The sequence below is a fragment of the Methylobacterium sp. 1030 genome, assembly GCF_040544715.1.
Lineage (GTDB): Bacteria > Pseudomonadota > Alphaproteobacteria > Rhizobiales > Beijerinckiaceae > Methylobacterium.
This window is the reverse complement of sequence record NZ_JBEPKM010000001.1, coordinates 188,950-207,172: the sequence shown is the minus strand read 5'-3', so window position 1 is coordinate 207,172 and position 18,223 is coordinate 188,950. Positions and strand designations below refer to the sequence as shown.

Genomic DNA, 18,223 nt, shown 5'->3' with positions numbered 1-18,223 from the left:
GCCGCCTCTCGATACCGAGCAGTCCGGGTCCGGTCCCGTCGGCAGACGTCCGTCGCTGCGGGGCCCGCGCACCGCCCGGCGCGGCGCCATCCTGCAGGGCGATCGGATCCGCGTCCGAGCCGGCCCGTGAGGGCTCGACGGCCGAATACCCCTTCGTTTCCGGTAGATCAATACGATCTGTCAGGGAAGTACAGTGTTTCTGATAGAAACATGGTCTGTTAGTACGCTTTCCAGCCGAAACGCTCGTGCTGTGTCTGTTTCCGTCGGACAAACAAGATCATTTTTATGTGGCCGCGTGGCCACCGAATACATTGGCACGGGTGGCCGTTCCGATTTGGGATTGATGGCTGCGGCCATTTGCGGGAACTTATTCGAACAAGAGCTCGAAAGAACCAGAGCTTATCGGCAAGACGAATCAATTCGGCCGAAACAAATAATAGCAGCGCGGCCTGCGTGGCTGAATGCTGTCTCCAATATGGGTCTCGACGTTTTGGGGAAATCGATGAGGATCTTGAAGCACACGCTCCTCTGTTCCGCCGCGGCTCTGTCCGCGGCGAGCGCAGCGCAGGCGGCTGATCTGCCGGTCAAGAAGGCTGTCCCGATCGAGTACGTCCGCGTCTGCGGCGCGTACGGCGCCGGCTTCTTCTACATCCCCGGCACCGACACCTGCCTGCGTCTCTCCGGCCGCGCCCGGTTCGAGGGCGGCTACATGACCAGCTACTCGCGGCAGAACGGCTCGAACGTCGGTGATACGTCGGGCTACCAGGGCCGGATGCGCATCAACCTCGATGCCCGCACCCAGACCGCCTACGGCACCCTGCGCGCCTTCGTGCGCCTCGATGCCGGATCCCGCACCGGCTATTCCGGCGTCGGCCAGTCGGGCACCCAGCAGCGCATCGGCCAGGCCTTCCCGGCTCTCGGCATCGACCAGTTCGGTCGCGCCTCGCAGTTCGTGAACGTCGACAAGGCCTTCATCCAGTTCGCCGGCATGACCGCCGGTCGCGCCTCGTCGTTCTTCGACTTCTACGCCCACGACTTCGAGTTCGCCGGCGCCACGCTCGGCTCCGACATCGCCTCGACCAACCTGCTCGCCTACACGGCCACGCTCGGCAACGGCCTGTCCGCCACGATCTCGGCCGAAGACCCGGTCTTCCGCCGCAGCCCGATCTTCTCGCAGACCAACAACCCGGCCGGCGTGACGAACAACTCCAACATCGTCAATTTCGCTCAGACGAACGCTCCGGCCGAGGTGTTCATCGGCTACACCGGCGGCGTGCCGACCCGGTACAGCTTCGTCGACGTGATCCAGCGCTCGCGCATGCCCGACGTCGTCGGCGCCCTGCGCCTCGACCAGGCCTGGGGTTCGGCGCAGCTGTCGGCGGCCGTCCACGAGCTGAACGTCGGCAACGTGGCCAACGGCGCCGGCACCGGCACCGGCTCGAACATCAGCATCCCCCACACCAGCAACTCGTACGGCTGGGCGGTGCAGGGCGGCCTGAAGATCAACACGCCGTTCATCGCGCCGGGCGACGCCCTCTACCTGCAGGGCGCCTACGGCTCCGGCTCGCAGATGTACACCGGCTACTGCGCGTTCAGCGGCTGCTACTCGCAGAACCCGACGACCATCCAGGGGCAGAAGTTCGCGCAGTACTTCAACGACGCCACGGTGAACCCTTTCACGGGCCAGATGGAGCAGTCGACGAGCTTCACCGCGACGGCCTCGTACCTCCACTACTGGTCGCCGGAGTGGCGCTCGGCCTTCTTCGGGTCGTACGGTGAGATGAGCTACGGCAGCGGCGCCCGTCTGGCCCAGGGCGCGGCCTTCGCGCTGGCGAACAACACCGGTGGCAACTCGTTCGGTGTGAACGGCGTCGGCGTGCCGGGCACCCGGTTCTTCCAGCTGAGCGAGGCGCTGCGCGACACCTACCAGTTCGTGGCGGGCGGCAGCATCATCTGGTCGCCGGTCAAGGACCTCGATATCGGTGTCGAGGGCTTCTACACCCAGGTCGGCGTCAAGAACGGCCGCGTGATCGACCGCGACAAGAGCCCGACGGCCTACGCGAACGTCGCCGGCATCAACAACGGCACCTTCGTGCCGCGGACCACGACGGCGGACAGCGTGTCCACCTTCCGCTTCCGCGTCCAGCGCGACTTCTGATCCCCGATCGGGACCGGTTCGCCCTCCAAAGCTTCCCGGTCCTGATGTCCCCGTGCAAAGGGACCCCACTGAGCCCGGCCTCGCGGCCGGGCATTTTCGTATCCCCGATCGCGTCGAGTCGCGCCCCGCCCGAAGGCGGGGCGCCGCGATCCTCAGCGGCCCGCGTTGCCGTCGCGCAGGGTGCCGGTCGGCTCCTGCACGTGCGCCTCGAGGAACCAGAGGTGCTTGTCGACCGCCCGCGAGATCTCGGTGAACAGGTCGGCCGTGTCGGGGTCGCCCGCCTCGTCGGTCTCGTCGATGTTCTGCCGGACCGCGTTGGCGTAGGCGGCGTAGCTGTCGATCAGCGCGGCGATGTGGTCGGCGATGGCGTAGATGCCGGTCGGGTAGGCCGGCAGCTTGGTGCGCTCGGCGACCGCCTGGGTCGAGCCGAAGGCCGTGGCGCCGAGCTGGACCGCGCGCTCGGCGACGCTGTCGTTCAGCTCGTCGAGCTGGGTGCGGAACCCGTCGAGCATCTCGTGGACGCCGATGAACTGCGGGCCCTTGAGGTTCCAGTGGGCCTGCTTGATCGCCAGGGCGAGGTCGATGCCGTCCGCGAGCCGGGCGTTGAGCGCCTCGATCGAGACCTTCTTGGCGTTCGAGTCGGTGTTGTTGCGGGTCTTGTGCGTCCGCGGGGTGTTGCTGGTGCCGGTGTCGGCCATGCTCTCGCTCCGTGAGCCGGGAAGGTTCGGATGCGAAAAGTGCCGATCGGCCTCCGGGTTCCCGCAGGCGCGAAGGATCCGGGAGCGGGCAGCGGCTTTGCGGCGGTCAGGCCGCGGCCGGGCCGCGGCCCGACTGCGGTGAGGCCCCTCAGCGGCGGCGGCCCGGGCGGGCCATCCAGTCGGACCGGTTGCCGCGGGGCAGGGCGTCGCCGACCTGGATGCGCGACAGTTCCGCCGTGCGCGCGGCGATCCAGCCGGCATGCTCGGCCACCGGGGTCACGGCGGTGAAGCCGCCGCAGGCGGTCCGGCGCGCGCCCTGCTGCAGGGCGCCGCTCGACCAGCTCACCACGCCGACGATCCGGTAGCCGCCGGGGCCGCCGGTCAGGATCGGGCCACCGGAATCGCCCAGGCAGGCGCCGGCGCCCGAGGTCTCGGCCATGCGCCGCCGGTCGGTGACGACGGTCACCCGGTTGGCGACCTGGAGCGAGCCGATCGACACGAGGTGGGCGAGCCGCAGGATGCGCGCCGAGTTCCGCCGGTTCTCGGCCACCACGCCGAAGCCCGCGATGTCCACGGGCTGCCCGTCGGTGATCGAGCCCGCGCCCCGGGGATCGAGGGGCACGTAGTCGTTGCCGAGCGGGCGCTCGAGCTTGAGCAGCGCCAGGTCGACGCCGGGCTGGTCCTCGGGGGTCGTCCCGGGCACGAAGTCCGGGTGCATGGAGGCGGTGATCACCGCGGTCCGGTGCTGGCGGAAGTTCCGGTCGACGCTGATCACCGTGTAGCCGGCCGGCCGCATCACGCAGTGGGCCGCGCTCAGCACGAGGTCCGGGGCGATCAGGGTCCCCGAGCAGATCTCGCCCTCGGTGCTCTCGATCCGCACCACGAAGCTGCGCGCCCCGTTCGGGTCCCGCGTCGTCGTGCCGTTGATCACCGCCGCCGCGGGCGTGGGCAGCAGGCCTCCGAGGGCGCCGAGCAGCGACAGGCCCAGGAACCCGCCCCACAGGCCGCCGCGCAGGCTGCGCTCGCGGGGGCCGGCCTTTCGGATCGGGCGAGGGGACATCGGGAACTCCGGGCGCGCGCGGGCGCGGGTGGGGGACGCCGGAGGCGGCGCCGAGGGAGCCTGGGGCGAGGGGCCCCAGATCGAGTGAGCCTAGAGCAAGGCAATAGCCCGGCCAAGCTGAGGTTCCCTGCGCACGCGGCGCCGCGCCGCTACTGCACCCAGCGCGCCGTCCGGTCCCAGCCGTCGAGCACGCGGTCGATCCAGCCCCGCTGCGGCCCCACCAGGACGCCCTGGGTGAGGCCGCCGCAGGCGCCCCCGATCCAGGCCGACAGGGCCAGCACCGCCCCGTCCGGTCCCGCGATCGGGCCGCCGGAATCGCCCTGGCAGGCGCCGCCGCCCGCGCCCTTCAGCCAGACCAGGATGCGGCTCGGCCCGTAGGGCTCGATCACCGGCAGGCCGAGGCTGCGGTAGGTGCCGGTGGAGCGCGGGTCGCCGGGCTTGGCCGCGCCGTAGCCCGACAGGGTCAGGGTCTCGCCCGCCCGCGCCGGGGCGGCGCTCAGGGTCACGGGCGCGAAGCGCGGCGGCAGCGGCGTCTCGGTGCGCAGCAGCGCGAGATCGACGGAGCGCCGCCGGGAAGCGGCCGCGCCGGCGTCGTAGCCCGGATGGACCGCCTGGGCGGTGACGTCGACGAGCACCGGCGCCCCGGCGGCGTCGCGGAAATGGACGCGGTGCTCCTTGGCGTCGGCGAGGCAGTGGCCGGCGGTCAGCACCGTGTCGGGGCCGAGCACCACGCCGGTGCAGACACCGCCCTTCGACGACAGGACCATCACGGCCCCGCCGGCCGGCGCCTCGGTGCCGCCGACGATCGCCCGCGCCGGGACGGCCGCGAGCACCGGGATCGCCATCAGGATCGCCGTGACGGTCGCTACCCGCGCGGCGCGGGCCGCCGGGCGGCGCTTCGAGATCGGCATCGGACCACCTGCAGAGAGACGTGCGATGATCCCGTTACGCATCGCCGCCGCCGCCGTCGAGCCGGTGGGCGTGCCCGACCTGCGCGCCTACCTGCGCGTCGACTCCGACGCGGGCGCCGACGAGGACGGCCTGCTCCAGGCCCTGATCGCGGCGGCCCGCGCGAGCCTGGAGATCGAGACCCGGCGGATCCTGGTCCCGGGCCGGTACCGGATCGCCCTGACGGCCTGGCCGCCGGACGGGCAGGTGCCGCTGCCCCTGAGCCCGCTGGTCGCGATCCTCCGCGCCGGCCTCGCGGACCCGTCCGGAGGCGTCACCGACCTCGACGCCGGGCTGGTGCGCCTCGGCCCCGACCCGGACGGGGCACCGTCCCTGCAGGTGGATCCGGCCGCGCCGGATCCCGCCGGCCGCACGATCCTGATCGAGGTCGCGGCCGGGTACGGCGGCGACGGTCCGCCGCTTCCCGAGCCCCTGCGCCTCGCGATCCTGCGCCTCGCCGCCGCCCGCTACGAGCGTCGCGGCGACGAGCCCGACGCCGCCCGCACCGACGCCGCCGCGCTCGGCGCGCCGTTCCGGCGCCTGCGGCTGTGATCCTCGCACCCGGAGCTTCCCCGATGGCGACCTCGTTCCAACGCCCGCCCCTCGGCGCGCGGCGGCGCCGCTTCGTCCTCGAGCGGCCCCTGGAGGAGCCCGACGGGTTCGGGGGCGTGCTGCGCCGCTACGTGGCCGGCCCGGTCCTGTGGGGCGCGATCGCCCCGGCGGGACTCGCCGACCGACCGGCCGGCGGCCGCACCGACACGCGGCCCGCCTACCGCGTCACCCTGCGGAGCCGGGCCGCGCTCGACCCGACCATGCGGCTCGCCGCCGGGCCGCGCCGCTTCGCGATCCGCGCCGTCGCCGAGCCCGACGCGCGGGGCCGCGACCTGATCTGCCACGTCGAGGAGCTGCCCGGGGAGGGGCGGTCGTGAGCGATCCGGGCCCGCTCCTGGCGCTCCGCGCCGGCCTGATCGCCCGCTTCGCCGCCGACGCCGCCCTGGCCGCGCTGCTGGGCGGCCGCGTCCGGCTCTACGACGAGCCGCCGCGGGGCACGCTCCCGGTCTACGCGCTGTTCGGCGACGCCGAGATCGCGGACGAATCCGTCGACGGCGCCGAGCGCCACCGGCACAGCCACGCGATCGCGGTGATCGCCCAGGCGGGCTCGGTGCGCACCGCCCTCGACGCCGCTTCGCGCATGGCGGCGCTCCTCCGGGACGCCCCGACGCCCCTCGTCCTGCCGCTGGCCGGCTGCCGGCTCGTGACCCTCCGGGTGCGGGCCGTCCGCGCCCGGCGCGACGCCCGGACCGGCGAGGCCAGGGCGACCCTGACGGTCGAGGCCGTCACCGAGAACCTGTGAGGAGGGTGCCGATGGGCGCGCAGAAGGGCAAGGACCTGCTGATCCGGGCCGGCGACGGTGCGGGCGGCTTCGTGGCGGTGGCGGGCCTGCGCAGCCGCCAGATCACCCTCAACGCCGAGACCGTCGACGTCACCAACGCCGATTCCGCCGGGCGCTGGCGCGAGCTGCTCGCCGGGGCCGGGGTGCGGCGGGCCGCGATCGCCGGCTCGGGCGTGTTCCGCGACCAGGCCTCGGACGCGCGCCTGCGCCTGCTGTTCTTCGAGGGCGCGGTCGAGGTGTTCCAGATCGTGATCCCGGCCTTCGGGATCCTGGAGGGGCCGTTCCAGATCGCGAGCCTGGAGTACCGGGGCGACCATGCCGGTGAGGTCACCTTCGACATGAGCCTCGAATCCGGCGGCGCGCTCGCCTTCGCGGCGGTCTGAGCGCCGTGGCCAACCGGATCCGCGGCGAGGTGCCGCTCACCCTCGGCGGGCGGCGCTACACGCTCTGCCTCACCCTCGGCGCGCTCGCCGAGCTGGAGACCGCGCTCCAGGCCGGCGACCTCGCGGGCCTCGCCGCGCGCTTCGCCGGCGGGCGCGTCTCGGCCCGCGACCTGATCGCCCTCCTGGGCGTCGCCCTGCGGGGCGGCGGCCACGACCTCGACGACGCGGCGGTGGCGCGGCTGCCGCTGGCGGGCGGGCTCGACGCCGTCTCGGCCGCCCTGGGCGACGTCCTGGCGGCGGCCTTCGGGGAAGCGCCGGGCGGGGAGGCGGCGGGCGGGGAGGTACCGGGCCCGGCAAACCCTCCCTAGGGCCGGACGCGGAGCCGCCGCCGCGTCCGGCCCCGGAGCGCTTCCCCTGGGACGACGCCCTCTCCCTCGGCCTCGGCGCGCTGGGTTGGCGGCCCCGCGACTTCTGGTCGGCGACCCCGCGGGAGTTCGCCGCGGCGCTCGGCCGGCGCGCCGGCCCGGAGCCGCTGTCCCGCGCCGCCTTCGCGCGGCTCCTCGCCGCCCATCCCGACCCACCGTGAGGCACCGCCATGGCCGAGACCGACCCGCAGGCCGACTCGCTGTCCGACGACCGGATCCGGCAGCTCGAGACCCTGGACCGACTGGCGCAGAGCTTCGGCCGCAGCCTCGACACTGCCCTGACCCGCGGGGCCGCGTCCGGCCGCAGCCTCGACGGCGTGCTCGGCACCATTGGGGCGCGCCTCGCCGGCGTGGCGGCGCGGGCGGCGGCCGGGCCGATCCAGTCGGGCCTCACGGGCCTGATCGGCGCGATGCTGGGCTCCGGCGCGGAGACGGGCTTCGCCCGCGGGGGCGTGTTCCGGGGCGGCCGCGTCCAGCCCTTCGCCGCCGGCGGCGTCGTGGCCGCGCCGACCTACTTCCCCATGGCGGGCGGCGCCGGCCTGATGGGCGAGGCCGGCCCGGAGGCGATCCTCCCCCTCGGCCGCGGGCCGGACGGTCGCCTCGGCGTGGCCGCGGGCGGCGCCGCGGCGCGGCCGGTCTCCGTGACGGTCAACATCGCGACCCCCGATCCGGGCGCCTTCCGCCGCTCGGAGGCGCAGGTGACCGCGAGCCTCGCCCGGGCGGTGGCGCGCGGCCAGCGGGCGACCTGAGGCGCGCGCGGCCACAGCTCACGCCGCCCTGCGCGCCTCCGTCTCCCGCGCCCGGCTGGTGCGGCCGTCGACGCTCACCGGCGCGACGCCCTGGATCGTCACGCGGCGGACCACGCGGGGCGCCTCGCCGTAATCGTCCACCGCCCGGTGGACCGTGGCGCGGTTGTCCCAGATCGCCACGTCGCCCGTCCGCCACGACCAGCGCACGGTGTTCTCGGGCCGGGTCGCGTGGTCGTGGAAGATCGCCAGCAGGTGCTGCGAATCCGCGGTGGTCAGGCCCAGGATCCGCTGGATGAAGTGGCCGACGATCAGCGAGCGCTCCCCGGTCTCCGGGTGGACGTGGACCAGCGGGTGCTCGGTCTCGAACACGGTCCTGGTGAACACCTCGTCGTAGCGCCGCCGCCCGGCCTCCGACACGTTCACCCGGCCGCCGACATAGTCGTAGACGTTCGAGTGCAGCGCCCAGAGCTTGTCGGCGAGGTCGCGCAGGGGCTCGGGCAGGTCCGCGTAGGCCGCCGCCGTGTTGGCCCAGAGCGTGTCGCCGCCGTGGGGCGGCAGCGTCACGGCCCGCAGGATCGAGAGCGCCGGGTAGGCCGGCACGAAGGTCACGTCGGTGTGCCAGGAACTCGCCCGCTCGCCCCGGCTGCCGTCGATGTCGAGGATTCCCGCCGTGCCGGCGAGGGAGGGCACGGTCGGATGCGGGACGAGGTCGCCGAGGCGCCGGCCGAACGCCTCCTGCCCGGCCTCGTCGAGGTCCTGGTCGCGGAAGAACACCACTTTGTGGGTGTTCAGCGCCTGCCGGATCGCCGCGACCGTCCCGTCGTCCAAGTCACCCGAGAGGGTGACGCCGCGGATCTCCGCGCCGATGCGGCCGGCGACGCGGCGGATGTCGAGGGCAGGGGCGGATGCGTGCAGGGGCTGGGGGATGGCGCTCATCGGAAGGTTTCCCTGGCAGAACGGCGCCGCGTCGTGCGGATCGCGCGGTGAACCGAGATGTGCGGACCGAGAGGACTTCGGAGAACATCCGCTTCGGTGCGGCGATCTTCGATCAACTGCCGTCCCGTGTCGATGAACGGCGCTTTTGATTTTCCGGCGCCTCTCGGAAGACTTTTTTCAGCTGCTCCGATCCGGCAGCGATACCGTTCCCCGGGCGTCGCGCGGGATCTGCGGCCCGGCCTCCGTCCTCGCGGGCGGAGCGAAGCGATCCCGGAGTGCCACGGTCACGGATGTCGCGCTGCCCTGGGTCGCGTCGCTGCGCTCGCGAGGACGCCCCGGAAGACCGGCGCGGCCCTGTCGCCACCCGAACCGGAGAGGCCCGCCATGGCCGACGATTTCCACGAGGTGCTGTTCCCACTCGACGTCTCGCTGCGCGCCGGCGGCGGCCCGCAGCGGCTCACCGAGATCGTGACCCTGGCCTCGGGCCGGGAGCACCGGAACGGCCGCTGGGCCGATTCCCGCCGCTGCTACGAGGCCGGGTTCGGGATGCGCGGCCTCGACGCCCTGCACGCCGTGCTGGCCTTCTTCGAGGAGCGGCGCGGGCGGCTCTACGGATTCCGGTTCCGCGACCGGGTCGACGACCGCTCCGGGCCGCCCGGCCGACCGACGAGTCCCTCTGACCAGCCGCTAGGCACCGGCGACGGCGCCACCGCGTCCTTCCCGCTGGTCAAGACCTACGGGTTCGGCTTCGCGCCCTACAGGCGCCGGATCGCCAAGCCGGTGGCCGGCAGCGTCCGGGTGGCGGTCGGCGGCCGGGAGGTCGAGCCCGGCGCCTTCGCGTGCGACCCGACGACCGGCCTCGTCACCTTCGCGGCGGGCCGCGTCCCGCCGCCCGGCGCCGCCGTGACGGCGGGCTTCGCCTTCGACGTGCCGGTCCGGTTCGACACCGACGCGCTGACCATCGACCTCGCCGCCTTCACGGCCGGGGAGATCCCGAAGGTGCCGCTCGTCGAGATCGTGCCCTGAGGAGGCGTGACGCCATGCGCGACATCCCGGAGGCCTTCGCGGCCCATCTCGCCGGCGGGGTGACCACCCTGTGCCGCTGCTGGTCCCTGCGGCGGCGGGACGGGCTCGCCCTCGGCTTCACCGACCACGACCGCGACCTGACCGTCGCGGGCCTCGTCCACGCCGCCCGCACCGGGCTGGAGGCGGCCGAGGCCAGCGCCGAGCTCGGCTTCGCGGTCTCGGGCGGCGACGTGGCGGGAGCGCTCAGCGGCCTCGGCCTCACCGAGGCGGACATCGCCGGCGGCCTCTACGATGGCGCCGCCGTGGAGACCTGGCTGGTCGACTGGCGCGACACGGAGACCCGGCTCCTCCTCGACGTCGCCACGATCGGCGAGGTGCGCCGGGACGGCGACGCCTTCGTGGCGGAGCTGCGCGGCCTCGCGCACCGGCTCGGCGCCGAGCGGGGCCGCACCTACCGGGCGACCTGCGGCGCCGATCTCGGCGATGCCCGATGCCGGGTGGACCGCGCCGCGTGGACGACGGCCGGCCGGGTGACCGGCGTCCCGGAGCCGGCCACGCTCGCGGCGGCGCTCGCCGGGTCCTTCGCGGACGGCCTGTTCACCGGCGGGCGCCTGACCTGGACGACGGGCGCCAATGCCGGGCTCGCGGCCGACGTGCGCCTCCAGCTCGGGCCCCTGATCGAGCTCTGGACGGTGCCGCCCCGGCCGGTCGCCGCCGGCGACAGGTTCAGCCTGACGGCCGGGTGCGACAAGCGCCTCGCCACCTGCCGCGACCGCTTCGCCAACGCGGTCAATTTCCAGGGCTTCCCGCACATGCCCGGCAACGACGCGGTCATGCGGGCGGTCCCCGGCTCGGACCCCATCCTCGACGGCGGGAGCCTCTTCCGATGAGCGCGATGCGCCGCGAGATCGGCCGGGATATCGGTGTCGCGGCGCTCGGCGAGGCGCGGCTGTGGCTGGGCACGCCCTACCGCCACCAGGCGTCGCTGCGCGGCGTGGGCTGCGACTGCCTGGGCCTGCTGCGCGGGGTCTGGCGCGGGCTCTACGGCGCCGAGCCGGAGGTGCCGCCGCCCTATTCCGGCACCTGGGCGGAATCGGCCGCGCCCGGGACCGACCCGCTCACCGAGGCGGCCGCCCGCCACCTCGTGCCGGTGCCCGGACCCCTGGCGGACCTGGCGCCGCGGCCGGGCGACGTCCTGCTCTTCGCCTTCCGCCGCCACCTGCCGGCTCGCCACTGCGCCATCGCCACCGGCGCCGGCGCGATGATCCACGCCCACGACGGGGCCGCCGTCACCGAGGTGGCGCTCACCGGATGGTGGCGGCGGCACGCGACGGGGGTGTTCCGGTTTCCGGCGCGCTGCGGCGCCTACGAGGAACGCGTCGATACGGTGAGCTTGACGCCGAGCACGTCCATGATCTTGCGGACCGTCTCGTAGCGGAGCTTCGAGCCCGGCGTCAGCGCCTTGTAGAGGCTCTCCCGACCGACACCCGCTTCCCGGGCGATCTGCGCCATGCCGCGTGCCTTCGCGACATCGCCCAGGGCCGCGATGAACAGCTCGGGGTCGGGGTCGTCGAGCGCCGCCGCCACGTATTCGGCAATCGCCTCCTCACTGTCGAGGAATTCCGAGGCGTCGAACGGTGTGAAACGCATCAGGTGATTCCGTCGAGAGAGGCGGCCATGGATTTGGCCCTCTGAATGTCCCGTGTCTGACTGGACTTATCGCCGCCGCACAGGAGCAGGTACGTTACCTCGCCGCGTCGGACATAGTACACGCGAAAGCCCGGGCCATACGGGATCCGTATCTCGAACACACCTGTTCCGACCGGTTCGGCATCCCCGAAATTGCCGAGCCCCGCGCTGCGGATACGTGCCGCGATGCGTGCCCTGGCGCGGTGATCCTTCAGGCCCGTGAGCCAAGTCCGGACGGTGTCGGACAGCAGGATCGTCGTCACCGATCGAACGTATCCGATCGGATACGGACCGGCAACCCGTCCACGCGATACCGCCATCAGATCCGGAGCCCCGCCATGGCGACGCTGATCCTGTCCTCGGCCGGCGCGGCGGTCGGCACCGCCCTCGGAGGCCCGATCGGCGGCCTGGTCGGGCGCGCGCTCGGCTCCGTCGCGGGCGCGGCCCTCGGCGGCGCCCTGTCGGGGTCCGGGCGGCACGCGCGCTTCGTCGAGGGGCCGCGGCTCGCCGACGTGGCCGGGCTCACCTCCACCGAGGGCGATCCGATCCCGCGGGTCTACGGGCGGGCGCGGATCGGCGGCACCCTGATCTGGGCGACCCGACCGCTGGAGGTCGCCAACACCACCGTCGCCCGCGCGGCCGCGCCCTCCAAGGGCCTGGGCGGGCTCGCGGGCGGCCCGAGGACCGTCACCACCCGCTACAGCTACTTCGCCAACCTCGCGGTCGGCCTGTGCGAGGGCGAGATCGCCTGCGTCCGCCGGATCTGGGCGGACGGGCGGGAGATCGACCAAGCCGGCCTGACCCTGCGGGTCCATACCGGCGGCCCCGGCCAGGAGCCGGACCCGCTGATCGTCGCCAAGGAGGGCGCGGAGAACGCGCCCGCCTATCGCGGCCTCGCCTACGCGGTGTTCGAGAACCTCGCCCTCGCGGCCTTCGGCAACCGCGTCCCGCAATTCGCCTTCGAGGTGATCCGCCCGGTCAACGGCCTGTTCGACCGCGTGCGCGCCGTCGACCTGATCCCCGGCGCCAGCGAGTTCGGCCTCGATCCGGACCGCGTCACCGTCGATCTCGGGCTCGGCCGCACCGAGGCCGCCAACCGGCACCAGCTCCAGCGCGGCACCGACGTGATCGCCTCCCTCGACGCGCTCCAGGCGCTGTGCCCGAATCTGCGCCGGGTCGCCGTGGTGGCGACGTGGTTCGGCACCGACCTGCGGGCGGGATCCTGCCGGGTCGTGCCCAAGGTCGAGGCCGCCGACAAGCGCGCCCGGCCGGAGGATTGGCGCGTCGCCGGGATCGCCCGCGACCGGGCCGAGACGGTCTCGACCCTGCCGGACGGCAGCCCGGCCTACGGCGGCACGCCGGCGGATGCGGGCCTGACCCGGCTGATCGCCGAGCTGGCGCGCCGGGGGCTGGCGGTGTCGCTCTACCCGTTCGTCATGATGGACGTGCCGGCCGGCAACGCGCTCCCCGATCCGCACGCCCCCGGCGCCGCGCAGCCCGCCTATCCCTGGCGCGGCCGCATCACCTGCGATCCGGCCCCGGGCCTTCCGGGGAGCCCGGACGGGACCGCCGCGGCCGACGCGCAGGTCGCGGCCTTCTTCGCGGGTGGCTACCGCGACGCGGTCCTGCACTACGCAGACCTCGCGGCCGGCTGGGCGGCCTCGGGCACGCCCCTCGCGGCCTTCGTGATCGGCAGCGAGCTCGTCGGCCTGACCCGGGTGCGCGGCGCGGCCGGCTACCCGGCGGTGCGGGCCCTGCGCGACCTCGCCGCCGCGCTCCGCGACCGCCTCGGCCCGGCCGTCACCCTGGTCTACGCGGCGGACTGGACCGAGTACGGCGCCCATGTGGGCGACGGCGGCGCCACCGTCCGCTTCCCCCTCGACGACCTGTTCGCCGACCCGAACATCGGCGCCGTCGGGATCGACTGGTACCCGCCCGTCTCCGACTGGCGCGACGACCCGGACCACGCCGACCTCGCGGTGACGGGCGACATCGCCGACCGGGCCTATCTGAAGGCCCGGGGTGCGTCCGGCGAGGCCTTCGACTGGTACTACGCCGACGCGGCCGACCGCGCCGCCCAGGCCCGCCGGCCGATCACCGACGGCGCCGCCGGCAAGCCCTGGATCTACCGGGCCAAGGACCTCGTCGCGTGGTGGTCGAGCCCGCACGTGGAGCGCGACGGCGGCGTCGAGACCCGCACCACCGCCTGGGTGCCGGCCGGCAAGCCGATCTGGCTCACCGAGATCGGCGTTCCGGCGGTGGACAAGGGCACCAACGGCCCCAACGTCTTCCCGGACCCGAAATCGTCCGAGAGCGCCGTCCCGCCGGAATCCCGCGCCCTGCGCGACGAGCTGATCCAGCTCCGCGGGCTGGAGGCCGTGATCGCGCGGTTCGACCCGGCCGTGCCGGGCTTCCGGGAGGCCGACAACCCGGTCTCGCCGGTCTACGGCGGCCGCATGATCGATCCCGACGGGATCTTCGTCTGGGCCTGGGACGCGCGGCCCTTCCCGGCCTTCCCGACGGTGCGGGGCGTCTGGGCCGACGCCGCCAACTGGCGGGTCGGCCACTGGATCACCGGCCGGATCGAGGGCTGCGACCTCGACCTGCTGGTCCAGCGGATCCTCGCGGATTTCGGGTTCGACGCGCCGGTCTCCGTGGAGGCCGCCGCCTATCTCGACGGCTACGTGATCGACCGGCCGCTCACGGCGCGGGGCGCCCTGGAGACCCTGGCGGAGGTCTACGGTCTCGACGTCTCGGCGGTGGCCGGGACCCTGCGGCTGCGCGGTCCCCGGCGCGACCGGCCCGTGATCCTGGCCGAGACCGACCTCGTCCGGCTGTCGGAGGAGCGGCCGGTCCTGCACCAGGTCCGGGCCGAGGAGAGCGCCCTGCCGCGCTCCGTGGAGCTCGGGATCACCGATTCCGAGAGCCCGGATTACCGGCGCGCCGCGGCCTCGGCCGTGCGGCCCGCCGGCCTGCGGCGGCGCGAGACCCGGATCGAGGCGGCGATCGTCACCCGCCGGGAGACCGCCGACGGCTTGGCCGAGGCGCTGCTCGACCGGCTGATCGCGACCCGCGACACCGCGGTGTTCACGCTGAGTCCGCGCCGGGTCGAGCTGGAGCCCGGCGACCTCCTGGCGGTCCCGGCCGACGTGCCCGGCGGCGCGGTCCTGCGCCGGATCGACCGGATCGACGACGCGCCCACGGGCCGCCGGATCGAGGCGAGCGGCGTGCCGCCCCGGGCGGGGCCCGGGCGCGGGCTGCCCCGCGCGATGGCCCGGGCCGAGGTGGCGCCGCCCGCCTTTCCCGGCCCGCCGCTCGCCCTGGCCCTCGACCTGCCGGTCGACCGCGGCGACCCCACGGTCCTTCAATCCTGCGCGGTGGCGGCCGAGCCCTGGCCCGGCGCGGTCGCGATCTGGCGCGCCGCGGGCGACGGGCCGCTCGCCCTGCACCGCCTCGTCGACTACCCGGCCTGCCTCGGGCGCACCCTGTCGGCGCTGCCGCCCGGCCCGCTCTGGCGCATCCAGCGGGGCGCGCATCTCGACGTCGCCCTGCGGCGCGGCGCGACGCTGGCCTCGATCGGGGCGGGCGCGATGCTGGCCGGGGGCAACCTGTTCGCCCTGCTCGGCGCGGACGGGACCGTGGAGTTGCTCGGCGCCGCGTCCGCGGTCCTGACCGGGCCCGACACCTACCGGCTGTCCGGCTTCCTGCGCGGGCTCGCGGGCAGCGAGGCGGCGGCGGGGCGGGTCTGCCCGGCGGGGAGCCTGATCGTGCGCCTCGACGACGGCGCCGTGGCGCCCCTGGTCGACCGGCTGGACGAGGTCGGCCGCGCGTTCCGCTACCGGATCGGGCCGGCGGATCGCGACCCGGCCGACCCGGCCTTCACCGAGATCACCGCCACGGCCGGCGTCGCGGCGCTGACGCCGCTGCGGCCGGTCCACCTGCGGGCGCGGCGCGCGGCGGACGGGGTGCGGCTCTCGTGGATCCGGCGGGCCCGCCGCGACGGCGACGCCTGGGAGCCGGCCGAGATCCCGCTCGACGAGCCGGAAACCTACGCCGTGACGGTGTTCTCGGACGCCGGTACGGCCCTGCGCACGCTCCGGGCCGAGGCCCAGCACTGTCTCTACGCGGACGAGGCGGCCGATTTCGGCGGCGCCCAGACGCATGTCGACGTCGCGGTGGCGCAGATCGGTCTCGTCGCCGGGTCCGGACCCGCCTGCCGCGCCCGTATCCCCGTCCGCTCGGCCTGACCGCTCGACCTGACCGCCCGGGAGCCGCCCCATGTCCGACGCCACGCCCCATCTCGGCCTGCCGCTGATCGCCGCCAGCCAGGCGCAGAAGCACGTCACCCACAACGAGGCGCTCGGCCTTCTCGACGCGCTGGTCCAACTGGCGTGCCTGGACAAGGACCTCGCCGCGCCGCCGCCGGGCCCCGCGGAGGGCGACCGTTACCTCGTGGCCGCCGCCGAGCCCGGGGGGGCCTGGGCGGGGCTCGCGGGCCAAGTGGTGCGCTACGCCGACGGGGTCTGGACCGGCGCCGCGCCGCGGGCCGGCTGGCTCGCCTGGCTGATCGACGAGGCCGACCTCTACGTCTTCGACGGCGCGGCCTGGACGAGCCTCCGTCGCGCGCTGACCGCGCTCCAGAGCGTCGGCCGCCTCGGGATCAACACGGCGGCCGACGCCACCAACCGTCTCGCGGTGAAGTCCGACTCCGCGCTCCTGACCTGGGACGACGCCACGCCGGGCACCGGCGACATGCGGATCTTCGTCAACCGGAAATCCGCCGCCCGCGACGCCGCCCTGGTCTTCGAGACCGGCTACGCGGCGCGGGCGCTGCTGGGCACGCTCGGGAGCGACGACTTCACCCTGAAGGTCTCGCCCGACGGCGCCGCCTTCGCCACGGCGCTCACCGCCTCGGCGCGGACCGGCGGGATCGACTTCGCCTCGGCGGAGACCGCCCTCGCGGCCGCCCCCACCACCGACCTCGGCGCGGCCGGCACCCGGCGGGTGCTCGTCACCGGCGCGGCCCGGATCGCGAGCTTCGGCGCCGCCGCCGACCGGGAGCGGTTCGTGCGCTTCTCGGGCGCCGCGACCCTGGTCCACGATCCCGAAGTGCTGGTGCTGCCGACCCGCGCCGATCTCGTGACAGCCGCCGACGACACCTGCATCGCCACCTCGGATGCGGCGGGCCGCTGGCGCGTGCGCCACTACCAGCGCGCCGACGGGACGCCGCTGGCGACCGGCGCGCAGGTGCTCGGCGCGAACGGGTCGGTGCGGCTCCCGGGTGGCCTGATCGCGCAATGGGGGCTCGTCACCGCCGCCGAGGCGGATGTCGCGGTGGCGTTCGGCATCGCCTTCCCGGGGAGCTGCCTCGGCGTCTGGGCGCAGCCGGTCGCCGGCGCCGGCGACGCGCTCCACGCCGCGCAGGTCAGCGACGTGGCGGCCACCGGGTTCACGCTCCGCACCCGCCGCGCGACGTCCGGCTCCGTGGCGGGGGTCGGGTCGGTGCCGACCTACTGGCTGGCGCTGGGCGCGTGAGCGCCGCGGATCCGCAGGCGGCGCCTCGCGGCCGCTCTCAGTCCGGAACGGCGTCGAGGGCCCGGAGCATCGCCGGCTCCACGGCCGCGTAGCCCGCGCCGTTGAGGTGGATGCCGTCGTCGGTGAAGTCCCGCCGGAGCGCGCCCGCCTCCGTGGCGAGCGGCGGCCCGTAATCGACGAGGCGGGCCGGGCCCGCCGCGCAGTAGGCGCGCAGCCACCCGTTCAGGGCGCGGATCCGCGCCACCGGCCGCAGCTCGGGGCGCCAGCCCCAGAAGTCGCTCGGCATCACGGTGCCGATCGTGAGCGGCAGCCCGGCCGCGAAGGCCATCCGCCCCATGGCCATGATGTTCCCGGCGATCGCCCGGTCCGGCACCGGGCCGCCGATCTCCGCGATGTCGTTGATCCCGCAGAGCAGATGCACGCCCCGGGCGCCGACCGTGTCCCGCAGGAAGCGCGCCCGGATCTGCACGCTCGTCTCGCCCGGGACGCCCCGGGCCACGAAGCCGTGGCGCGCGAAGGTCTCGGCCCGCACTGCGCCCCAGGCGGCGGTGATCGAGTCGCCGATGAACACGAGCGGCCGGTCCTGTCCGCGTCCCACGCTTCCCTCTCGGCGCCGCCCACGGCGCGGGCCGCCTTAGCCCGGCGCGCCCGGGGAGGCCAGTTTCCGGAGCACGCCCATGCCGCCTCCCGTTCCGGCCGCGCAGGAGCCCTTCGCCGCCGCCTGCCGCCGGCTCGGCCCGCGGCTGATGCGCGATCTCGGCCTGAGCGACGTCCAGGCCGCCGGCCTGCTCGGCAATCTCGGCCACGAGACCGGCGGGTTCCGCCATCTCCAGGAGGTCGCCCCCGCAGTGCCGGGCTCCCGCGGCGGCTGGGGGCTCGCCCAGTGGACCGGGCCCCGGCGCCTCGCCATGGAGGCGTGGTGCCGGGCGCGCGGCCGCGATCCCGCCGACCCCGAGGCGGGCTACGGCTACCTCTGCGCCGAGCTGCGCGGTCCCGAGGCGCCGGCCCTCGTGGCCCTGCGGGCCACCACCACCCTCGCTGCCGCCACCGAGGCGGTCTGGCGCCGCTACGAGCGGCCCGGCGTCGTGGCGCCCGCGCGCCGCCTCGCCTGGGCCCGCCGGGCCCTCGCCGCCCTGCGCGACGGTCCCGCCGCGATGCCGGCTCAGCCGCCGGGCCGGCCCTGACCCGTCGTCACCCGATCCCGAGCCGGCCGGGTCCGCCGC

General features: G+C 74.9%; 20 protein-coding genes and 1 pseudogene. 14 read left to right on the top strand and 7 right to left on the bottom strand.

Annotated features, from left to right (window positions below):
• Window positions 1-502 precede the first annotated feature (502 nt).
• Entirely contained in the window at window positions 503-2,158 is a 1,656-nt protein-coding gene (locus tag ABIC30_RS00975) for a porin (RefSeq protein ID WP_205833838.1), read from the top strand.
• A gap of 152 nt (window positions 2,159-2,310) precedes the next feature.
• Here the strand turns inward: ABIC30_RS00975 and dps are convergent, their stop codons facing one another.
• From dps to ABIC30_RS00960, 3 genes are all read right to left on the bottom strand, one after another.
• Window positions 2,311-2,856 (bottom strand): DNA starvation/stationary phase protection protein Dps, encoded by a 546-nt coding sequence (gene dps, locus ABIC30_RS00970; protein ID WP_012321876.1) that lies wholly within the window; start codon window positions 2,854-2,856, stop codon window positions 2,311-2,313.
• A 148-nt stretch (window positions 2,857-3,004) separates the two neighbouring features.
• Entirely contained in the window at window positions 3,005-3,916 is a 912-nt protein-coding gene (locus ABIC30_RS00965; RefSeq protein WP_020090922.1) for a S1 family peptidase, read from the bottom strand.
• Between the two features lie 149 nt (window positions 3,917-4,065).
• The gene (locus tag ABIC30_RS00960; RefSeq protein ID WP_020090921.1) at window positions 4,066-4,827 is read right to left on the bottom strand and encodes a S1 family peptidase; all 762 of its coding nucleotides are present in this window, start codon (window positions 4,825-4,827) and stop codon (window positions 4,066-4,068) included.
• A gap of 25 nt (window positions 4,828-4,852) precedes the next feature.
• On the opposite strand from ABIC30_RS00960, the gene ABIC30_RS00955 reads away from it, so the two are divergent.
• The 7 genes and pseudogenes from ABIC30_RS00955 (at window position 4,853) to ABIC30_RS00925 (ending at window position 7,814) form a co-directional block, all read left to right on the top strand.
• Complete coding sequence (locus tag ABIC30_RS00955; protein WP_020090920.1) at window positions 4,853-5,416, top strand: head-tail connector protein; 564 nt, start codon at window positions 4,853-4,855, stop codon at window positions 5,414-5,416.
• Window positions 5,417-5,439: 23 nt separating this feature from the next.
• On the top strand, window positions 5,440-5,793 hold the full coding sequence (locus ABIC30_RS00950; RefSeq protein ID WP_020090919.1) for a head-tail adaptor protein: 354 nt from the start codon (window positions 5,440-5,442) through the stop codon (window positions 5,791-5,793).
• Window positions 5,790-6,218, top strand: coding sequence for a tail completion protein gp17 (gene gp17 / locus ABIC30_RS00945; RefSeq protein WP_020090918.1), 429 nt, complete (start codon window positions 5,790-5,792; stop codon window positions 6,216-6,218). Before ABIC30_RS00950 ends, gp17 begins: the two co-directional genes overlap by 4 nt.
• Window positions 6,219-6,229: 11 nt before the next feature.
• Window positions 6,230-6,640: a phage major tail protein, TP901-1 family gene (locus ABIC30_RS00940; protein WP_020090917.1), complete on the top strand. Its 411-nt coding sequence runs from the start codon at window positions 6,230-6,232 to the stop codon at window positions 6,638-6,640.
• 5 nt (window positions 6,641-6,645) lie between these two features.
• The gene (locus ABIC30_RS00935; RefSeq protein WP_020090916.1) at window positions 6,646-7,008 is read left to right on the top strand and encodes a gene transfer agent family protein; all 363 of its coding nucleotides are present in this window, start codon (window positions 6,646-6,648) and stop codon (window positions 7,006-7,008) included.
• Window positions 7,009-7,061: 53 nt separating this feature from the next.
• Window positions 7,062-7,226: pseudogene (locus ABIC30_RS00930) on the top strand (phage tail assembly chaperone); the annotation flags it as partial.
• 9 nt (window positions 7,227-7,235) lie between these two features.
• Window positions 7,236-7,814, top strand: a complete 579-nt coding sequence (locus ABIC30_RS00925) for a phage tail tape measure protein (RefSeq protein ID WP_020090915.1) — start codon at window positions 7,236-7,238, stop codon at window positions 7,812-7,814.
• Between the two features lie 18 nt (window positions 7,815-7,832).
• Here ABIC30_RS00925 and ABIC30_RS00920 read toward each other — a convergent pair whose 3' ends face one another.
• Complete coding sequence (locus ABIC30_RS00920) at window positions 7,833-8,750, bottom strand: TauD/TfdA dioxygenase family protein (protein WP_020090914.1); 918 nt, start codon at window positions 8,748-8,750, stop codon at window positions 7,833-7,835.
• Between the two features lie 384 nt (window positions 8,751-9,134).
• Here ABIC30_RS00920 and ABIC30_RS00915 point away from each other — a divergent pair, with 384 nt between their 5' ends.
• Genes ABIC30_RS00915 through ABIC30_RS00905 form a run of 3 tightly spaced genes read left to right on the top strand, consistent with a single transcriptional unit; the run spans window position 9,135 to window position 11,211 of the window.
• Window positions 9,135-9,776, top strand: a complete 642-nt coding sequence (locus ABIC30_RS00915; protein WP_354453658.1) for a phage distal tail protein, Rcc01695 family — start codon at window positions 9,135-9,137, stop codon at window positions 9,774-9,776.
• A 14-nt stretch (window positions 9,777-9,790) separates the two neighbouring features.
• Window positions 9,791-10,666: a phage/gene transfer agent baseplate hub protein gene (locus ABIC30_RS00910; protein WP_234081918.1), complete on the top strand. Its 876-nt coding sequence runs from the start codon at window positions 9,791-9,793 to the stop codon at window positions 10,664-10,666.
• Window positions 10,663-11,211 carry an NlpC/P60 family protein gene (locus ABIC30_RS00905; protein ID WP_020090911.1) on the top strand — a complete coding sequence of 183 codons (549 nt, stop codon included), beginning with the start codon at window positions 10,663-10,665 and terminating at the stop codon, window positions 11,209-11,211. The genes ABIC30_RS00910 and ABIC30_RS00905 overlap by 4 nt, the downstream gene beginning before the upstream one ends.
• On the opposite strand, the gene ABIC30_RS00900 is transcribed toward ABIC30_RS00905, so the two are convergent.
• Together ABIC30_RS00900 and ABIC30_RS00895 are read right to left on the bottom strand one after the other, a co-directional pair.
• Window positions 11,142-11,426: an addiction module antidote protein gene (locus tag ABIC30_RS00900; RefSeq protein WP_354453656.1), complete on the bottom strand. Its 285-nt coding sequence runs from the start codon at window positions 11,424-11,426 to the stop codon at window positions 11,142-11,144. The two genes, ABIC30_RS00905 and ABIC30_RS00900, sit on opposite strands and share 70 nt — an antisense overlap.
• A complete protein-coding gene (locus tag ABIC30_RS00895) occupies window positions 11,426-11,728 on the bottom strand; it encodes a type II toxin-antitoxin system RelE/ParE family toxin (protein ID WP_234081919.1) in 303 nt (100 codons plus the stop codon). The genes ABIC30_RS00900 and ABIC30_RS00895 overlap by 1 nt, the downstream gene beginning before the upstream one ends.
• Before the next feature lie 75 nt (window positions 11,729-11,803).
• Between ABIC30_RS00895 and ABIC30_RS00890 the strand changes: the two genes are divergently transcribed.
• Window positions 11,804-15,712: a baseplate multidomain protein megatron gene (locus tag ABIC30_RS00890; RefSeq protein ID WP_354453654.1), complete on the top strand. Its 3,909-nt coding sequence runs from the start codon at window positions 11,804-11,806 to the stop codon at window positions 15,710-15,712.
• 31 nt (window positions 15,713-15,743) lie between these two features.
• Window positions 15,744-17,000, top strand: a complete 1,257-nt coding sequence (locus ABIC30_RS00885; protein ID WP_354453652.1) for a DUF2793 domain-containing protein — start codon at window positions 15,744-15,746, stop codon at window positions 16,998-17,000.
• A gap of 37 nt (window positions 17,001-17,037) precedes the next feature.
• Here the strand turns inward: ABIC30_RS00885 and ABIC30_RS00880 are convergent, their stop codons facing one another.
• Entirely contained in the window at window positions 17,038-17,598 is a 561-nt protein-coding gene (locus ABIC30_RS00880) for a GDSL-type esterase/lipase family protein (protein WP_234081924.1), read from the bottom strand.
• A gap of 79 nt (window positions 17,599-17,677) precedes the next feature.
• Between ABIC30_RS00880 and ABIC30_RS00875 the strand changes: the two genes are divergently transcribed.
• Complete coding sequence (locus tag ABIC30_RS00875; protein ID WP_234081925.1) at window positions 17,678-18,184, top strand: phage tail tip lysozyme; 507 nt, start codon at window positions 17,678-17,680, stop codon at window positions 18,182-18,184.
• Window positions 18,185-18,223 lie beyond the last annotated feature (39 nt).